The following is a 16,275-nucleotide window of genomic DNA, read 5'->3' on the forward strand; positions in this document are numbered from 1 at the left end:
GGCGGGCGCCGCGTGGATTTCGCCGGGCCCGCCCGCGTGGGCGGCCGGGGTGGTAGGGGCGTCGGGCCGCGTGGCTGGTCGGGCGTCAGGCCCCGGACCGCTCGCCGGAGGTCCAGCCCAGGAGCGGGGTGTGTACGGGTGCCGCGCCGAGGGCGAGGTGGGTGAGGTCGGCGACGGCGTCGGCGAGGGCTGCGGGGTGGGGGCGGGCGGTGAGGGCGTCCAGGGCGGCCGCGCGGGTGCGGGGCGGGCACAGGGAGAGGTGGAAGAGCATCTGGCGCCACGCGAAGGCGGTGCTGCGGCGGGCGGTGCGGCTGGTGAGGCCGCGGGAGGCGAAGCCGCAGGCGGTGGTGAAGGCGCGTTCGGCGAGGACGTCCCAGCCCTCGGGCGGGGTGAGGGCGCCGGGCCCGGCGAGGGTGGCGAGGTTGTGGGTGGTGAGGATCTGGGCCTGTTCGATGACGGCGCCGTTGCCCGTCACCGACCAGGGCGCGCCGGTGCGCCCGGCCCGACGGGTGCACAGGGCGGAGAACTGCCGGGTGTCGTCCATCGCGTAGACGGAGGCGTAGTCGATGCCGAAGTACCGCTCGTAGAGGGATCCTTCGAGGAGTTCGGCGGCGATGCGGGCGGCCTGGAGGTACTTGGGGCTAAAGCCGCCCATGAAGATGTCGGCGGCCAGTTCCTCCACGAAGGGCAGGTCGGCGCCGGCCTCGCGGGCGAGCGCGGACAGTTCGCCGAGCAGCGGGTTGGGCAGGAGCGTGCCGGGGAACGTCGCGACGGCCAGGGCGCCGAGGCGGTGCAGGGTGGCGAGGTGGGCGTCGCGGGTGATGGCGTCGGTGGTGCGGTGCGGGCGCACGGCGAGGTTCCAGGGGAGTTCGTCGGCGCGGACCTGGCGGGCGTAGTGGAGCAGGAGCAGGGAGCGGCGGCCCGCGAACGCCTTGTGGCCGGCGGCGGTGAGGGCGCGCAGGGCCGGGTCGGGGTGGGCGGAGGCCTCGGTGACGGCGGCGAGCTGGGGCGCGAGTTCGGCGAGGACTTCGGCGGAGGGCACCAGGCCGCGGGCGATGAGGGTTTCGACGGGGGCGCTGGTGGCGGCGAGGACGGGCTTGTGGAGGGCGGGCGGGACCGTGGTGCCGACCGGGAGAGCGGTGCTCTCGGCCTCGGTGACCGGGGCGAGGAGGGCCCGGGGGTCGGCCAGGCCGTCGTGCCGGGGGTGGTCGGCGAGGCGGGCGATGAGCAGCCGGGCGACGGCATGGTGGGAGGGCTGGGCGGCCTGGCGGGCCTGGGCGCGGCGCAGGATGGTGTGCTCGGCGGAGCCGGGAAGGCCGCGGCGGCGCACCATCGCGTCGACGGCGTGGCGCAGCCGGCCGCGGGTGCGGGGGTCCAACTGCCGGCCGGTGACGGTCAGTTCGAGTGCGGTGCGCAGGACGGCGAGGTTCTCGCGGGGGTTGCGGTGCTTGCCGCACAGGGGGTGGGCGGCGGCGAGGGTGCGGTAGCGCAGGAGGAGTTCTGCGCCGCGGCGGTGCCACGGCCCGTCGGGGGTCTGGCCGTCGGGGGTCTGGCCGTCCGGCACCGGGCTGCCGCCGGCGGCCAGCCAGTGGGTGAGCAGGTCGTCGGCGAAGGGCGCCCAGACGGTGAGGGCCTCGCGCTGGGCCTCCACCGCGCGGTTGGGGGTGCGGCGGGCGAGGGCGGCCGAGGCCTCGCCGGCGGTGCGGCGGTGGACGGCGTCCGGCACGGCCGACGGGGCGTCACCGGGCTGCGGGGTGAAGCGCAGGCGGGCGGCGAAGGGCCGCAGGACGTCGACGAGGTCGAGCGCGGCCTGCTGCTCGCCGGCGCGGACCAGCCAGGCCACGGTGAGCAGCGCGGCTTCCTCGGGCACGGTGATGCGGTAGCGGCCGGTGTCGAGCAGGTGCCAGAGGTGGGCGAGTCCGGGCTCGGTGAGGGAGTGTGCGAAGAGTTCGGCGCGGCCTTCGGGGATGCCGGCGCGACGGCAGGCGCCGGTCTCGTGGGGCTGGAGGGGGCCTTCGGCGCGGGCGCGGCCGGTGGCGAAGCCGCCGTGCAGGACCTCGGGGGTGACCCAGGCGGGCAGGCCCGAGGCCGGGGTGCGCGAGCCGATGGCGAGGGTGCCCGCCCGCAGGCCGGCCAGCACCTCGCGCCAGCCGGCCGCGCGCTGCTCGGCGCGGGCGCGGGTGGCCGGGTCGGGGTGGGCGACGGCGGTGACGAAGGCGCGGGCCAGCTGCCCGTGGGCGTAGTCGGTGGAGACGGCGGCCGTGGTGGCGGCCCCTGACGGCTGCTGCTCAGCGTTTCTGTCCATGGCCGACGTGGCGGGCCCTGCCCCCGCGCCCTCCAGGACCGAAGCCTGGTGCTCTGTCTCGCTGAGCTACACGTCGTCGCTGCGGCCAGACCTTACGAGGGCGGGCGGCGGCGGTGCAAGCGGATATTCCGGCTGGTCAGAACTCCCCCGTCGCACGCTTCGGCCCAACGCGGAGTGACGAACAGTAACCCTAAATGACAGCTTTAGGCCTAGTCCCAACTTGCCCCCTCCGGCGCTCCCGGAGTGACGGAGCGTAGCCGCCGCGCGCCGCCGCGCGGGCCGATCTAGCCTGACGGTATGGCTTGCCCCGCACGCCCAGGGAGGTGCGCGCATGCGTCGCACGATCGGTTCGCGAGCGGGGGTCGTCATGGCGGCGGCGGGGTTGGCGGCCGCCGTCTGCGGGGCCGCGCCGGCGGTGGCGGCCGGGAGTGACGGGCCACGGACGGTGACGGTGCAGGCATGTCCGGACGAGTCGACCGGGCCCGGACTGCCGCCGCTCAAGGCGCTCGCGGCGCAGGTCACGCTCCCGGACGGGGTGAACCTGCCGCCGGGCGCGGCGGTGTTCGGCGCCCGCTACCCCGGTGACGCGCAGTACGTGGTCGCGCCGGGCGGCTGGACGTGCGACGTCGTGTTCTTCGCCGCGGACGGCGGCGAGCAGGTGTACGTCCACCCGGGCCCGCACGCGGCCGATCCGCTCGGCGCCTCGTACTCCGGGCTCGTGCAGGCCGTGTTCGACAGCGGCGGTGTGCAGACCGACGTCGACCTGGCCTGTCCGTTCGTCCCGCAGGCCGCGCGGGGCGGGCAGTGCCTGGCGCCGCCGCGCCAGGCCGCCGACGTCGTGCACGCCGTGCGCACCGGGGACCCGAACCTGTACGCGGCGGCGGTGTCCGTCCCGGCGGGCACGCGGGAGCCGAACCTCGCCGCGAGCGGGCAGGCGCCGGCCGGGACGCCGCCGGGGCAGGTGTTCGCCCTGGTCACCCTCGCGGGCACCGGCGGGACGGCGCAGTCGGTCGGCTGCGCGGTGCCCGGGCCGGGAGCGGCGAGCACCTGCCAGGCGACCCTCGGCTACTTCCTCGCCGGCAGCGTGCTGGGGCAGAAGCTGAGCGCGGGCCAACTCTCCGCGGCGCTCACGGACTTGAACGGTTTCGTGGCCTCACAGGTGCACTGACGAGGCCGGCCTTCCCCTAACCGCCGCGCGAGACTGGAACGGGTATATGCCAGGAGCGTCGGCGGCATTGACGGGCTATCAGCCAGGATGCATCGTGTTCCCCAGTCCGTTCATTTCAGCTCTTTCAGCGGAGGCGTCCGGGAATGGGGATGGGGATCGGGATGGGTGTGCGCAGCAGGGTCGCCGGGGTGGTGTCGGCCGGGCTGATGCTCGTCGGTGTGGCGGGGGTGCAGTTCGTCGGCGCGGGGACGGCGGACGCCATGCCGCCGTGCTACCGGCAGTGGACCGGGAACAGCGGGTCGACGATGTGTCCCGGGTACGACGTGTCCCACGTGGTCATCGGCTGCGTGCACGCGGGCGTGCCGTACAGCGTCGAGGGGCCGTGGGTGAAGCGGGGCGACTTCTCGTTCGCGCGCTGCAACAGCGGCGACGGGCTGCAGAAGGCCACCAACCCGCCGAGCGTGTGGTGGGAAGAGGGCTGAGCCGCCGACGGGGGACGGGTGCGCGCAGGCCGGGCAGCGTTGCGCGCACCCGCGGCGGCCGAGGGTTCACTCGCCGCGCTCGCGGAGGGTGGAGGCGGTGAAGGAGATCGCGAGCACGACGGCGAGCGCGAGCAGGACCGCGCCGATGACGATCGCCGTCCAGCCGCCGCTGGTGAGGTTGTCCAGCTGCTCGCGGTAGGTGGAGGTCTGGGGTCCGGGCATGCCCTCGGAGAACGAGCCGGTGGTGTGGGGCTCGCAGATGTCGCCGGGCGACATGGGTTTGCCGTAGCAGGTGGGCACGGCGGCGTGCAGCTTGTGGACGCCGAGCAGCAGCAGGCCGACGCCCGCGACGAACAGAACGAGCACGATCAGCACTGCCCCGGCCTTCCGACTCCCCCGCCCGTGCCGGCGTCCGGCACCTTTCGCCCGAATGTACCTCGGGGCGGTGGTGAACGAACCCGGCCAAAGAGCGACAGGTCTGTCACAGAAGGGTCAAATCGGCTGGTGCACAGGGTTGTTGGGTCGACACTGTGCGGCATGAGTGCGACGCGTGGTGGCGTGGGGGTCCTGGTGGCGGCGGCGTGTGCGGTGCTGCTCGGCGGCTGCACGGGGGCGGGCGGCGGGACGGCCCGGCCGACGGCCCCCGCAACGACGGCGACAGCGGAAGCTAGCAGCGGCCTGACGCCGGAGGCCACGTACACGCTGCAGGGCTCCCCCTCCCCCGCCGAAGTGCGGCAGGCCGCCGACCAGTTGCAGCGCCGGGCGCAGGCGATGGGGCTGGCCGCGCCGAAGGTGGAGGTCAGGGGTGCGGCGGTGTCGCTGTCGGCCGCCGGGGCGACGCGCGAGCAGTTCGCGGCGCTCGCACAGCAGGGGCACCTCGGGTTCCGTCCGGTCCTGGCGCTCGCGCCGTCCCTGCCGAACGGCGCGCCGGCGCAGGGGGCGATGTCGGCCGACCCCACCACGACGCTCCAGGTGCCGAACTGTTCGGACGCGGCGCAGCGGACGGACCGCCAGTCGGCCTCCGGCAAGCCGGCCGTGGCGTGCGGGTACGCCGCGGAGAACGGGATCTGGTACGGGTTCGCACTGGGGCCGGTGGCGGTGGACGGCACGGACGTGTCGGCGGTGAAGGCGGTCGAGGACACGCAGAACGGGGCCGGCTGGCAGATCGACCTGACGTTCGACGCCGTCGGGGCGCAGGCGTTCGCGGACGTGACGGGCCGGCTCGCGGCGCAGCCGTCGCCCGCCAATCAGTTCGCGATCGTGCTGGACGGCGCGGTGGTGTCGCACCCGGCCGTCGCCTCCGCGGTGCCGGGCGGTGCGGCGGTGATCTCGGGGAGCTTCACGGAGGCGGAGGCCCGGCGCCTGGCGGCGCTGATCGGGGACCGTCTGCCGGTGCCCCTGCTGCTGACGGAGACGACGCTCCCGAACTGACGCGTCGTCAGCCATGGTGGCGAAACGGTGAAGTGGCATGCACGCCCCTAGAAAACCGGCCGGTAACACCCTTACCGTCGAGGCCCCCGCAGCTTCCCCACCCAGGAGCTCGACGTGCCCCGACGCCCCCACGTCCCCCTACCCCTCCCCCGGCTGCTCGCCGCCGTACTGGCGGTTGCGCTGCTCCTCGTACCCGCGCTCGCCACCACGCCCACGGCCGCCGCGCCCGCCGCCGCGGCAGCGGCCGACTACTGCGCGGGCCGCTGCAACGACATCCTGCCGCCCGGCGAGAACGGCAACGCCACGCTCGCCGAGATCCTGCTGAACCGGGTGTTCGGCACCCGCCCGGCCCACACCGACGACCAGCTCGGCCCGTACGCCTCGCTCGCCTCCGGCTACCCGGGCCTGACGGAGGCCGGGCTGCGGAGCTTCTTCAACGACGCGTCGTTCGGCGTGCCGGCGGACCAGGTCGCGAGCACGGCCAGTCCGCGTTCCGACGTGACGATCGTGCGCGACAAGGCGACCGGCGTACCGCACGTCACCGGCACCACCCGGTACGGCACCGAGTTCGGCGCGGGCTACGCGGCCGCGCAGGACCGGCTGTGGGTGATGGACCTGTTCCGGCACGTCGGGCGCGGCGAGCTGTCCGGTTTCGCGGGCGGCGCGGCGGCCAACCGGCAGCTGGAGCAGACGTTCTGGCGCGCGGCGCCGTACACCGAGGCCGAGCTGCAGCAGCAGATCGACGTGCTGTCCTCGCGCGGCGGGCGGGCCGCGCAGGCGCTGGCGGACGCCTCGGCGTACCTCGACGGGATCAACAAGTACATCCAGCAGGCGTACGACTCCCGGACGTTCCCGGGCGAGTACGACCTGACGGGGCACGTGGACCCGATCACCAACGCCGGGTCGATCGCGCCGTTCACCCTGACCGACCTCGTGGCCCTCGCCTCCGTCATCGGCGCGCTGTTCGGCTCCGGCGGCGGTGGTGAACTCGCCTCCGCGCAGGTCAAGTCGGCCGCCGAGGCGCGCTACGGCAGGGACGCCGGCGACGCGGTGTGGCGCTCGCTGCGCGAGGCGGAGGACCCCGAGGCCGTCCAGACCCTGCACGACGGGCAGGCGTTCCCGTACGCGACGGTGCCCGACGACCCGCGGGGCGTCGCGATGCCCGACCCGGGATCGGTGGTGAGCGAGCCGGAGGTCTACGACGCCACCGGGTCCGCGCAGTCGGCGGCCACCGGCGCCAAGGGCGTGCTGCCGGGCAACCTGCTCAGCGCGAAGCACGGCATGTCGAACGCGCTGCTGGTCTCCGGCGCGCACACCGACGACGGGCACCCGGTGGCGGTGTTCGGCCCGCAGACCGGCTACTTCGCGCCGCAGCTGCTCATGCTGGAGGAACTGCAGGGCCCGGGCATCAGCGCGCGCGGCGCGGCGTTCGCGGGCCTGAGCTTCTACGTGGAGCTCGGGCGCGGGCAGGACTACGCGTGGAGCGCCACCTCGGCCGGGCAGGACATCACCGACACCTACGCCGTGCCGCTGTGCACGAGCGACGGCTCGCCGGTGACGACCGCGTCCAACTCCTACCTGTGGCACGGCACTTGTACGCCGTTCGAGCGCCTGGAGCGCAAGGACGCGTGGAGCCCGACCACCGCCGACTCCACCCCGGCCGGCTCCTACACGCTGGTGTCCTACCGCACGAACTACGGCCTGGTGAGCGCCCGCGGCACGGTCGGCGGGGCGCCGGTGGCGTTCACCTCGCTGCGCTCCACCTACCGGCACGAGGCGGATTCCATCATCGGCTTCCAGGAGTTCAACGACCCGGGGGCGGTGCACGACGCGGCGAGCTTCCAGCAGGCGGCGCAGGACATCAACTACACGTTCAACTGGTTCTACGCCGACTCGCGCGACATCGCCTACTACAACTCCGGGTCCAACCCGGTGCGCGCCCCGGGCGTCGACCCGGGCCTGCCGGTGCTCGCCCAACCCGCCTACGAGTGGGCCGACTTCGACCCGGCGGGCAACACCGCCCGCTACACCCCGCCGGCCGAGCACCCGCAGTCCGTGAACCAGGACTACTACGTCTCGTGGAACAACAAGCAGGCCACCGGCTACACGGCGGCCGGCTTCGGCAACGGCTCGGTGCACCGCGCCAACCTGCTGGACGCCCGCGTCAAGTCCCTGGTGCAGCAGGGGAAGGTGAGCCGGGTCGCGCTCACCCGGGCCATGGAGGGCGCGGCCCTGACCGATCTGCGTGCCGAGGACGTCCTGCCCGACCTGATCCGCGTGCTGCGCAGCGCCCCCGTCACCGACCCCGCCGCCCTGGCGGCGCTGCAGAACCTGGAGGCGTGGCTGGCCGACGGCGGTACGCGGCACGAGAGTTCGCCCGGCAGCGGGGCGTACGCGGATGCGGACGCGATCCGCGTGATGGACGCGTGGTGGCCGCTGCTGGCCGACGGCGTGATGCGCCCGGGCCTGGGCGACCAGTTGTTCACCGCGCTCACCGGGGCGCTGCAGATCGACGAGTCGCCCTCGGGCCGCAGCGGCGGCAGCGGCCCGGTCAGCGCCAACGAGGCGATCCCGCACAAGGGTTCGTCGTTCCAGTACGGCTGGTGGAGCTACCTGGACAAGGACCTGCGCGCCGTCCTCGGCGACGGCGTCGCGGGCCCGCTGGCCCGGCCGTTCTGCGGCGGCGGCGACCTCGCGGCCTGCCGGACCGTCCTGCTGAACACCCTGAAGCAGGCGGCCGCCCAGGGGCTGGCCCAGGTCTACCCGGGCGACGGCGACTGCGCGGCCGGCGACCAGTGGTGCGCCGACACCGTCATCCAGCGCCCGCTCGGCGGCGTCACCGACGCCAAGACCACCTGGCAGAACCGCCCGACCTACCAGCAGGTGGTGCAGTTCCCCGCCCACCGCTGACCGGCCCCCACCCCGCTTCTCGTCGGATTGACGAGAAGCGGGGTCGCCCCATATCGTCAAGGCGACGAAAAGGGGTTCCACGATGGCCGACATCACCAGGCGCTTCGGCATGCGCCACCTGCGCGCCGTTCCCACCGCGCACATCCGCCACCTGCGCCGCGGCAGGGTCGCCCACGACGGCACGGGCCTGGCGTTCTGGTTCCGGCCGCTGACCGCCGCGATCTCCGAGGTCCCGGTGGACGACCGCGAGCTCGCCATGCTTTTCCACGCCCGCACCGCCGACTTCCAGGACGTCACCGTCCAGGCCACCCTCACCTACCGCTTGACTTCCTCCCGACCCTTACAAGCCGGGATTGCGGTCACGCGTGCGGCGCGGGAGCTTCGCCCCGTTCGTGTGCGCGTGACCGGTGGTTGACGCTTCACGGACCGGCTAGTGCCGAGGTCTCCACGCCCTGACACCGCATGCCCTGCGGCGTTGAGGATGTTCTTCGCCGCGTTCACGTCGGCGTGATCCCGGTGCCCGCAGGCGGTGCACCCGAAGGCCGCTTGGCTCTCGCGGCTCGTCGGGTCCACGTGCTTGCAGGCATGGCAGGTCTGCGACGTGTACGCGGGATTGACCAGCACCACAGCGGTGCCGGTAGTGCGCGCCGCGTTGCGCAGCGCGAGTTCGAGCAGGTGCCATCCGTTGTCCAGGATGGCACGGTTCAGCCCTGCCTTCTGCCGGACATTGCGGCCGGGCTCCTCGACCGTTCCCGCCGCCGACGCGGTCATGCTTCTAGTGCGGAGGTCTTCCAGCACCACCACCGCGTTGCAGGCGGCCAGCTCGGCGGCGGTCTGCGCGCAGAAGTCCGCGCGGCGGTCGCGGACTCGGCCGGTGATGGCGTTGATCTTGGCCAGCACTGACCTGCGGCGGTTGCTGCCGCGCTCGCACCGGGAGAGCCTCTGTTGCAATCGCCGCAGCCGCTTCGCCTCACCTGGCGTGACGTACGGGCGGTCGTGGAAGTCGCCATCGCTGGTGGTCGCGGCGATCCTGACGCCCCGATCGACTCCGACAGCGGCCTGCGGCATCGCGTGCCGCTCGGGCGTGGCCCGGCCGTCCTCCACGAGGAACGACACGAACCAGTGCCGCCCCCGGCGGGTGACGGTCGCCGAGCGCACAACCCCGTCGAGCGGACGCGACCACCGGAAGCGGACCCAGCCGAGCTTCGGCAATTTCGCCCGGCCCCACCTCCGGCCGATCCGCTCCACCATGATCCGGTTCCCTGCCGGAAACCGGAACGACGGCGACCAGCGGGCCTTGGAACGCCACCGGACCCTGAACGTCCCGTGCTCCCGGCACGCCCGGTCCAGATCCCGAAGGGTCTGCTGCAACACGTGGGACGGCGCCTCGGCCAGCCACGGGAAGTCCTCCTTCGCTTCGGCCAGCTCGGCGGCCTGAGGTACGTAGTTCATCCACGCACCCCGCCGCCGGTACTCCCGACGCTGCTCCAGGCCGGTATTCCACACCGCCCGGCAGACGTCACCGAACATCTCGCACAGCCCAGCCTGCGCGGCATCGAGTTCGAGCCGGTACCTGCGACCAGACAGCATTGTGGAACACCCCCTTCAGGCGCTGCGATCAACCTAGAACACGCCACTGACACTCGGCCTGCGCTACTTCGTGGCTCCGGAACAGGGATCGCCTACCTGGCCATAAAAGGCCAGGTAGGCAGAAGAATTGGCCGATCAGACGGCCCGCTACCGCCTGGCGGTCGGGGGTACCGGGGACGCCGGGAGCGCCGGGGACGCCGCCGAGGCGCAGGCGTCGTCGGGCGTCCTGGTGGGCACCGGGACGGGCGCCACCGGCTGGTGCCGCTCGGCGTGGCTGGAGCGCGGCGCGCCGCTCGCCCTGCCCGCGCCCGGCGCCCCGGCGCTGGCCTGGTTCGTCCGCGAGGCCTGGCCGTCCCCGGCCACCGGCACCAGCCGGGTCCACGGACTGCTGGACGGCGGGGATCAGTTGGCGCTGACGGTGGAGTCCGAGCACCTGGTGGCCTTCGGCGACGGCATCGAGTCGGACGCCCTCGACCTCACGTGGGGCCAGACCGTGCGCGTCGGCATCGCCGCCACGAGGCTGCGCCTGCTGGGCTGAGCCGGAAGGACAAAGGGCCCCGCTCCCCCGGCCGGAGCGGGAGGAACGGGGCCCGGTACTACTGCACTACTTCACGAAGGTGTTGCTGCTCCAGATGGCGCCGCCGATGCCCTCGCCGCCGTCGGCCTTGTAGACGACGAGGTTGCCGTCGTCCTGGAGCTTCAGGTAGGAGCCGCCGGACCAGAAGGTGCCGGAGTTCCACAGGGCGGTGGTGCCGTCGAGCTTGTAGACCACGGCGTTGCCGTCCTGCTGGATCTTCAGGAAGTTGCCCCAGCCGCTGGTGTTGCTCTGCCACAGGGCGGCACCGTCACTGTTGCGGTGCAGGACGAGGTTGCCGTCCCACTGCATCTCCAGCCAGGTGGTCTTGGCGTTCAGGCGGTAGCCCGGGTTGAGCTGGCTGATCGGGCGCAGGGTGGCGTTGCTCCAGACGGTGGTGGCGAGGGTCTCGTCATCGCTCTTGAACATGACGAGCTTGCCGTCGTCCTGGAGCTTGAGGTGGCTGCCGCCGAACATGTAGGTGCCGCTGGCCCACAGGCCGCCGGTGCCGGCCGCGGGGTTGCCGTCGGCCTTGTAGACCACGAAGTTGCCGTCGGTCTGCATGAACGCCCAGGCGCCCGGGTTGTTCGCGGTGCCGCTGGCCCACAGGGCCGCGCCGTCGCTGCGGCGGTAGAGGACGACGTTGCCGTCCTTCTGGACCTCCAGGACGGAGGCGGGGCCCTCGCGCCACTGGCCGGCCGAGATGCGGGTGTTGCCGTTGATCGTGGCGTCGCCGCGGAAGGTGCTGGTGGACCACAGGGCACCGCCGGCGCCCTCACCGCCGTTGCCCTTGTAGAGGACGAAGTTGCCGTCGTTCTGCAGCTTCAGGTAGGCGCCGTTGTTGAAGTAGGTGCCGGTGGCCCACAGGCCGCCGGTGCCGGCCGCCGGGTTGCCGTCGGCCTTGTAGACGACGAAGTTGCCGTCGGGCTGCATGTAGGCCCAGGCGCCGTTGTTGCCACCGGTGGCGGTGTCCCACAGGACGCCGCCGTCGGCCTGGCGGTGGGTCAGGACGAGGTCGCCGTCGGCGCGCATCGTCAGCTTGAGGCCGGGGCCGGTGATGGACTGGCCGGCGGTCAGCTTGGTGCCGGGCTTGATCAGCGTGCCGGAGGACGCGGCGGTGGCCGTCACCCAGGAGGCGAGGTCGTCGACGCGGGCCTCGGAGGCGCCGGTGCGGGTCTCGGTCTCGCCGAGGCAGCCGCCCTGCCAGGCGAGGCTGGTGACGGCGGCGAGCTCGAAGCCGCCGTTCTTGGCGCGCAGCGCCGGGGCGCCGGAGTCGCCCTTGCAGACGGTGTCGGCGGCGGTCTTGGCGGTGAGGTCGACTGCGCCGGCGCTGACGGCGGCGGCCGTGAGCGCGGCGGTGTGCGGCGCGGCGGGGACCCAGGTGGTCGCGGTGCGGCCGTAGCCGGCGACGGTGAGGTCCTCGCCGGTGGCGGGCGCGGTGGCGGAGACGGCGACCGGGGTGATGTCGTAGACCGGCGCGCCGAGGCGGGCCATCACCAGGTCGCGGTCGGTGCGCGGGGCGATCTCGACGACCGGGATGGTGCGGCCGCCGATCGTCACGGCGCTCTGGGCGGCGGGCGCGCCGGCGGCGGGCTTGTCGCCGAAGCACGCGGCCGCGGTGAGCACCCACTGCGGGTCGACCAGGGTCGTGGTGCAGGCGCGCGAGCCGGGGCGGCCGGGCTGGCCGATCGTCAGGGCGCCGACCGCGGGGTAGGCGCCGGCGGGGGCCGTCGCGGCGGGGCCGTCGGTGGCGTTGAGCTCCAGCAGCGTGGTCGAGCCGCTGGTGCCGCCCTCGCCGACCGGGGTCCAGGCGTTCTTGTTGACGTCGACGCTGGTGACCGTGCCCGCGGTGTTCAGCGTGGCCTTGATCGCGTGGTCGTCGCCCTTGATGTTGTAGATCTGCGGGATCTCCAGCGACAGGTACCCCGTCCGCCCGGTGATCTTGAAGCAGACCTGGCTCGGGTTCGCGGAGCGGCTGTACAGCTCCACCAGGCCCGGGCCCGAGGCGCAGTCGGCGAGCACGATGTGCCCGTCGCCCGCCTTGAGGGTGATGTTGTGGTCCGCCAGGATCTTCGCGGCGCCCGGGTAGGAGTAGTCCTCCACCACCGCCGGTGCGACGGCATCCGCAGCCGATGCCGTCACCGCCGGAACCGACCCGGCCACCACCGGTATCGCCACTGCCAGGCCCACGGGCCAGGCCATTCTTCGCATTCTGCGCTGCACGAACTCTCCCGAGGAAGGACACGCCGGGGGAGACGCCAACGCCCCCCAGAGCCGGCCGTGAAGATGATCAACCGGACGGTATCGACTCCATCCCTGCACGTCAAAGCGCAAATCGACACCAAAGCGCCACATCGGCAACCTCGGGTGAACCGGGGCCGAACCCGACGTGCCGCGCGGGCTCCGCGGGGCGTCCCGGCCGGGGCCTCGGGTGTCCCGACGACGGGGGCCATGGCCGGTCGCCCTACCTATGCGTGACGGATTCGCGGGCGGTACGCCACGGCCTACCGTCGTCGACGTCAGCACGGAACAGCAGACGACAACAGCGGTAGGCCGAGGAGGATTTGATGAGCGCGTTCGCGATCGCCCAGGTCAGGTCGGTGGAGTTCGGGCCCGACATCGTGGAGTACCTGGAGCGCATCGACGCCACCCTGGAGCCGTTCGGGGGCCGGTTCGTGGTGCACGGCGGGAACGTCGAGGTGGTCGAGGGGAGTTGGGGGACCGACGTCATCGTCATCGAGTTCCCCGACCGGGAGCGGGTGCGCGCGTGGTACGACTCCCCCGCGTACCGGGAGATCCTCCCGCTGCGCACCCGCCACATGGACGCCGACGCCATCTTCGCCGACGGGGTCCCGCAGGGCTACCGGGGCGCGGACTCGCTGGCGCACTGAGCGCCGGCGGGGCGCTCGCGGGTGACGAGGTCGGTGCGCCCGGCGGTGGCGTCGAGCCACACGACGCGGGTGCCGCGGTCGGCGGCGGGCGCGTCCTGGGAGCCGCGGTCGCAGGAGACGCGCTCGGGGGTGCCGCCGGTGAGCGGGAGCTGCCACAGCTTGGCCGTCTGCGCGTTGGTCCAGTTGTCGGTGACCCGTCCGGTGCGCGAGACGTAGGTGACCGCGCGGTCGGAGACGGTCAGGGTGGCCGGCTCGGGGGCCGTGGAGGCGGCCGGCAGGAGGTCGGTGACGCCGGAGCCGTCCAGGGCGCCGGAGCGGATCGTGGCGCGCCCGGCGGCGGGGCTCTGGACCCACAGCACGCGTCCGCCGGCCAGGTGGACGGAGTCGGCCAGGTTCTTCGGGTCGGCGGGCACGTACTGGGCGGTGACCTTGCCCTCGGCCAGGGAGTAGGTGGTCGGCGCGGTGACGTAGTCCTGGCCGGACATCCACCCCTCCGTCCAGGCGAGGACGCCGCCGCTCAGGTCGAGGCCGGCGGCGTGGTGGCCGACGGGCAGCGGGATCACGGTCTCCGGGGAGCCGTCGGCGTGGACGACATGGACGCGGGTGGTGTCGGTGGCGAAGTCCCGGAGCGTGAAGGCGACGTCGCCGCCGGCCGTCCGGATGTTGCCGGGCTGCTGGTTGGTGGAGCGGTAGGCGCTGCGCACCGGTCCTGCGCCGGACAGCGGCGCGGCCAGCACCTCGAAACCGAAGACGCCCTGGGCGTCCTTGCCGACCGCCAGCCACGCCGCGCTCGTGCCGTCGGTGGCGGCCCAGCTGTGGTAGCGGCCGTCGTCCGGGCTCAGGCGCACGGGGGTGCCGCCGCCGGTGACGGTGCCGGTGTACAGGGCGGTGGTCCTGCGGGTGGCGTCGGTGTTGCCCAGCATCACCCAGTGGCCGTCGGCGGCCACCGGGGCGGCCATGGTGGAGGTGATGTCGCGCAGCAGGGTGCGGCTGTCCAGGCCGAGCCGGTGCTGCCAGCCGGCCTTGATGCCGTGGGCGTCGAACGCGGCGGCGACGGTGCGCAGCTGGGCGCGGGTCAGGCCGTCGGCGCGGCCGGCGGCCAGGACGGCGTTGCGGCCGGCGACGAAGTCGTCGAGCGGGGTCATGTACTCGGTGAGCGCGCGGTAGACGACGCGGTCGGCGGTGAGCGGGTCGAGGGTGCGCCGGATGTCCCACAGGGCGCCGCTGAAGATGGTGGAGTTGAGGTGCACGCCGCCGTTGTCGGAGGCCAGGGAGGCGCCGACGTAGTCGTCGACGGTGGTGTGGTGGTCGTCGAGGTGGCGGGTGGCGCAGGCCTGCGGGGTGCCGGTGCGGCACAGGTCCTCGCCGAGCAGCGCGGCCCTGGGGTCGTTCATCGCGATGCCGCGGGTGGTGACCTCGATGGCGTTGCCGAAGTAGTCGGCGAGGCCCTCGTCCATGGCGCCGGACTGGCCGAGGTAGGCGAAGTTGGCGCTGTTGGCGATGACGCCGTGGGTCATCTCGTGGGCGGAGACGTCGAGGGCGGCGGAGAACGGGTAGTACGTGTCGTTGCCGCTGCCGTAGATCATCTTGCTGCCGTCCCAGTAGGCGTTGGGGTAGGGACGGCCGCCGGCGGTGACGTCGACGACGGAGACGATCGGGCCGTTCTTGCCGTCCAGGCCGAGGCGGCCCAGGCGGTCGCGGTAGAAGTCGTAGACGATCCCGGCGTTGAGGTGCGCGTCGGTGGCGCCGTCGGTGCCGGTGGCGGCCGGGAAGTCGGGGGTCGGGGAGCTCGCGGGGCGGGCGTCGGCGGGGATGGTGCCGAAGTCGCCGACGTCGCGGCCGGCCGCGTCGTAGGTGGTGATCGCGGCGGGGCGGGTGAGGTCGGTGAACTGGTAGGTGCCGTCGGGGAGTTTGCCGATGTTGACGTTCGCGCTCTTGCCGTGGACGTCGGGGGCGGTGCCGGTGGCGGGGGTGACGGTGGCCGGGGCCGGGTCGGGGGCGGCCGCGTTGGGCGCGACGGCCTCGGGCCGGGCGGCGGCGGTGGCCGTGGACGGGGTGCGGGCGTCGTGGGCGAGGGCGACGACGCCGGCGGTGGCGTCGACGTAGACGTCGCGCGTGAGCGGGGTGCCGTCGGCGCCGGCGCCGCGCACGGTGTAGTGGCGGGTCAGGCGGCCGGCGCCGTCGGGCAGGATCACCAGGCCGGCGTCGTCGGCGGTGGCCTTGGCGCGGGCGGCGTCGGGCAGGGCGCCGAGTGCGGCGGTGCGCAGCAGGTCGTCCGGGACGGTGGGTGTGGTGGGGGCGGTGAGGCCGGTGAAGTACTTGCCGCCCGCCGATTCGACGTGCTGGGCGGCGCCGTCGCCGGCGAGGTGGACGAGGTACTGGGCGCCGAGGACCGGGACGCCGCTCTCGTTCTGCTGGAAGCGGACGGTGCGGCGGCCGTCGGGGGCGCTCTCGGTGCCGGCCTCGGCGAGCTGGGCGGGGTCGACCTGGTAGCGGTCGCGGTGGGCGGCCAGGTGGGCGCGGGCGGCGTCGGCCGGGTTGCCGGGGGCGGGGTCGGCGAGGCCGGTGACCAGCTGCGGGGCGGCGGTGTCCTGGCCGGCGACGACGCCGGGGACGGGGTCGCCGGGGGCCTGGGCGGGCGCGGTGTCGGCGGTGGCGGTCGGGGCGGCGGTGGCGGTCGGGGCGGCGTAGGCGGCCAGGGCGGCCAGGCTCAGGGCGGCGGCTATGCCGGCGCCGAGCGTCCGGGGCGTGCGGGCGTGACGGTGCACTGCGCTCCTCTCACGGAACGGGAACACGGGAATCGGCGGTGGGGGGGCCCGCGGGGGGGGGCCCCCCCCCCCCCCCCACCCAAAAAAAACAACCCACCTTTTAAATTTAAAAAAAAACAAAAAACCCGGGTGCGACCCCCCCCCCCCCCCCCGCGG

At 73.8% G+C, this 16,275-nt stretch carries 10 protein-coding genes, 1 tRNA gene and 2 pseudogenes; 7 read left to right on the forward strand and 6 right to left on the reverse strand.

Features of this window, described 5'->3' with window-relative positions:
• Positions 1–85 precede the first annotated feature (85 nt).
• Both ACFVU9_RS26000 and ACFVU9_RS26005 read right to left on the reverse strand, forming a co-directional pair.
• The gene (locus tag ACFVU9_RS26000) at positions 86–2,305 is read right to left on the reverse strand and encodes a hypothetical protein (protein WP_387597230.1); all 2,220 of its coding nucleotides are present in this window, start codon (positions 2,303–2,305) and stop codon (positions 86–88) included.
• A tRNA-Arg gene (locus ACFVU9_RS26005) sits at positions 2,305–2,381 on the reverse strand. The genes ACFVU9_RS26000 and ACFVU9_RS26005 overlap by 1 nt, the downstream gene beginning before the upstream one ends.
• 255 nt (positions 2,382–2,636) lie before the next feature.
• On the opposite strand from ACFVU9_RS26005, the gene ACFVU9_RS26010 reads away from it, so the two are divergent.
• Both ACFVU9_RS26010 and ACFVU9_RS26015 read left to right on the forward strand, forming a co-directional pair.
• On the forward strand, positions 2,637–3,473 hold the full coding sequence (locus ACFVU9_RS26010) for a hypothetical protein (RefSeq protein ID WP_380502396.1): 837 nt from the start codon (positions 2,637–2,639) through the stop codon (positions 3,471–3,473).
• A 167-nt stretch (positions 3,474–3,640) separates the two neighbouring features.
• Entirely contained in the window at positions 3,641–3,955 is a 315-nt protein-coding gene (locus tag ACFVU9_RS26015; protein ID WP_380443338.1) for a hypothetical protein, read from the forward strand.
• A gap of 66 nt (positions 3,956–4,021) precedes the next feature.
• Here the strand turns inward: ACFVU9_RS26015 and ACFVU9_RS26020 are convergent, their stop codons facing one another.
• Positions 4,022–4,321, reverse strand: coding sequence for a hypothetical protein (locus tag ACFVU9_RS26020; RefSeq protein ID WP_387597234.1), 300 nt, complete (start codon positions 4,319–4,321; stop codon positions 4,022–4,024).
• 171 nt (positions 4,322–4,492) lie between these two features.
• Here ACFVU9_RS26020 and ACFVU9_RS26025 point away from each other — a divergent pair, with 171 nt between their 5' ends.
• The 3 genes and pseudogenes from ACFVU9_RS26025 to ACFVU9_RS26035 all read left to right on the forward strand — a co-directional run.
• Positions 4,493–5,386, forward strand: a complete 894-nt coding sequence (locus tag ACFVU9_RS26025) for a hypothetical protein (RefSeq protein WP_387597237.1) — start codon at positions 4,493–4,495, stop codon at positions 5,384–5,386.
• 114 nt (positions 5,387–5,500) lie between these two features.
• The gene (locus ACFVU9_RS26030; RefSeq protein WP_387597240.1) at positions 5,501–8,296 is read left to right on the forward strand and encodes a penicillin acylase family protein; all 2,796 of its coding nucleotides are present in this window, start codon (positions 5,501–5,503) and stop codon (positions 8,294–8,296) included.
• An 82-nt stretch (positions 8,297–8,378) separates the two neighbouring features.
• Positions 8,379–8,624 (forward strand): annotated as a pseudogene (locus ACFVU9_RS26035) (SPFH domain-containing protein); the annotation flags it as partial.
• Here ACFVU9_RS26035 and ACFVU9_RS26040 read toward each other — a convergent pair.
• On the reverse strand, positions 8,612–9,886 hold the full coding sequence (locus ACFVU9_RS26040; protein WP_387597243.1) for an RNA-guided endonuclease InsQ/TnpB family protein: 1,275 nt from the start codon (positions 9,884–9,886) through the stop codon (positions 8,612–8,614). The pseudogene ACFVU9_RS26035 and the gene ACFVU9_RS26040 overlap by 13 nt on opposite strands.
• Positions 9,887–10,022: 136 nt before the next feature.
• Here ACFVU9_RS26040 and ACFVU9_RS26045 point away from each other — a divergent pair.
• Positions 10,023–10,424 (forward strand): annotated as a pseudogene (locus ACFVU9_RS26045) (hypothetical protein); the annotation flags it as partial.
• A gap of 66 nt (positions 10,425–10,490) precedes the next feature.
• Here ACFVU9_RS26045 and ACFVU9_RS26050 read toward each other — a convergent pair.
• Positions 10,491–12,662, reverse strand: a complete 2,172-nt coding sequence (locus tag ACFVU9_RS26050) for a trypsin-like serine protease (protein WP_387597246.1) — start codon at positions 12,660–12,662, stop codon at positions 10,491–10,493.
• A gap of 365 nt (positions 12,663–13,027) precedes the next feature.
• Between ACFVU9_RS26050 and ACFVU9_RS26055 the strand changes: the two genes are divergently transcribed.
• Complete coding sequence (locus tag ACFVU9_RS26055; protein ID WP_380502383.1) at positions 13,028–13,351, forward strand: DUF1330 domain-containing protein; 324 nt, start codon at positions 13,028–13,030, stop codon at positions 13,349–13,351.
• Here ACFVU9_RS26055 and ACFVU9_RS26060 read toward each other — a convergent pair.
• Positions 13,321–16,119 (reverse strand): M4 family metallopeptidase, encoded by a 2,799-nt coding sequence (locus ACFVU9_RS26060; protein WP_387597249.1) that lies wholly within the window; start codon positions 16,117–16,119, stop codon positions 13,321–13,323. The two genes, ACFVU9_RS26055 and ACFVU9_RS26060, sit on opposite strands and share 31 nt — an antisense overlap.
• Between the last annotated feature and the right edge of the window lie 156 nt (positions 16,120–16,275).

The sequence above is a fragment of the Kitasatospora sp. NPDC057936 genome, from assembly GCF_042887525.1.
Classification (GTDB): Bacteria; Actinomycetota; Actinomycetes; order Streptomycetales; family Streptomycetaceae; genus Kitasatospora.

Bases quoted from the DNA above. Each gene is read 5' to 3' on its own strand.
- ACFVU9_RS26000 (WP_387597230.1), bottom strand. From the start codon at position 2,305: ATGGACAGAAACGCTGAGCAGCAGCCGTCAGGGGCCGCCACCACGGCC.
- ACFVU9_RS26010 (WP_380502396.1), top strand. From the start codon at position 2,637: ATGCGTCGCACGATCGGTTCGCGAGCGGGGGTCGTCATGGCGGCGGCG.
- ACFVU9_RS26025 (WP_387597237.1), top strand. From the start codon at position 4,493: ATGAGTGCGACGCGTGGTGGCGTGGGGGTCCTGGTGGCGGCGGCGTGT.
- ACFVU9_RS26040 (WP_387597243.1), bottom strand. From the start codon at position 9,886: ATGCTGTCTGGTCGCAGGTACCGGCTCGAACTCGATGCCGCGCAGGCT.
- ACFVU9_RS26050 (WP_387597246.1), bottom strand. From the start codon at position 12,662: ATGGCCTGGCCCGTGGGCCTGGCAGTGGCGATACCGGTGGTGGCCGGG.
- ACFVU9_RS26055 (WP_380502383.1), top strand. From the start codon at position 13,028: ATGAGCGCGTTCGCGATCGCCCAGGTCAGGTCGGTGGAGTTCGGGCCC.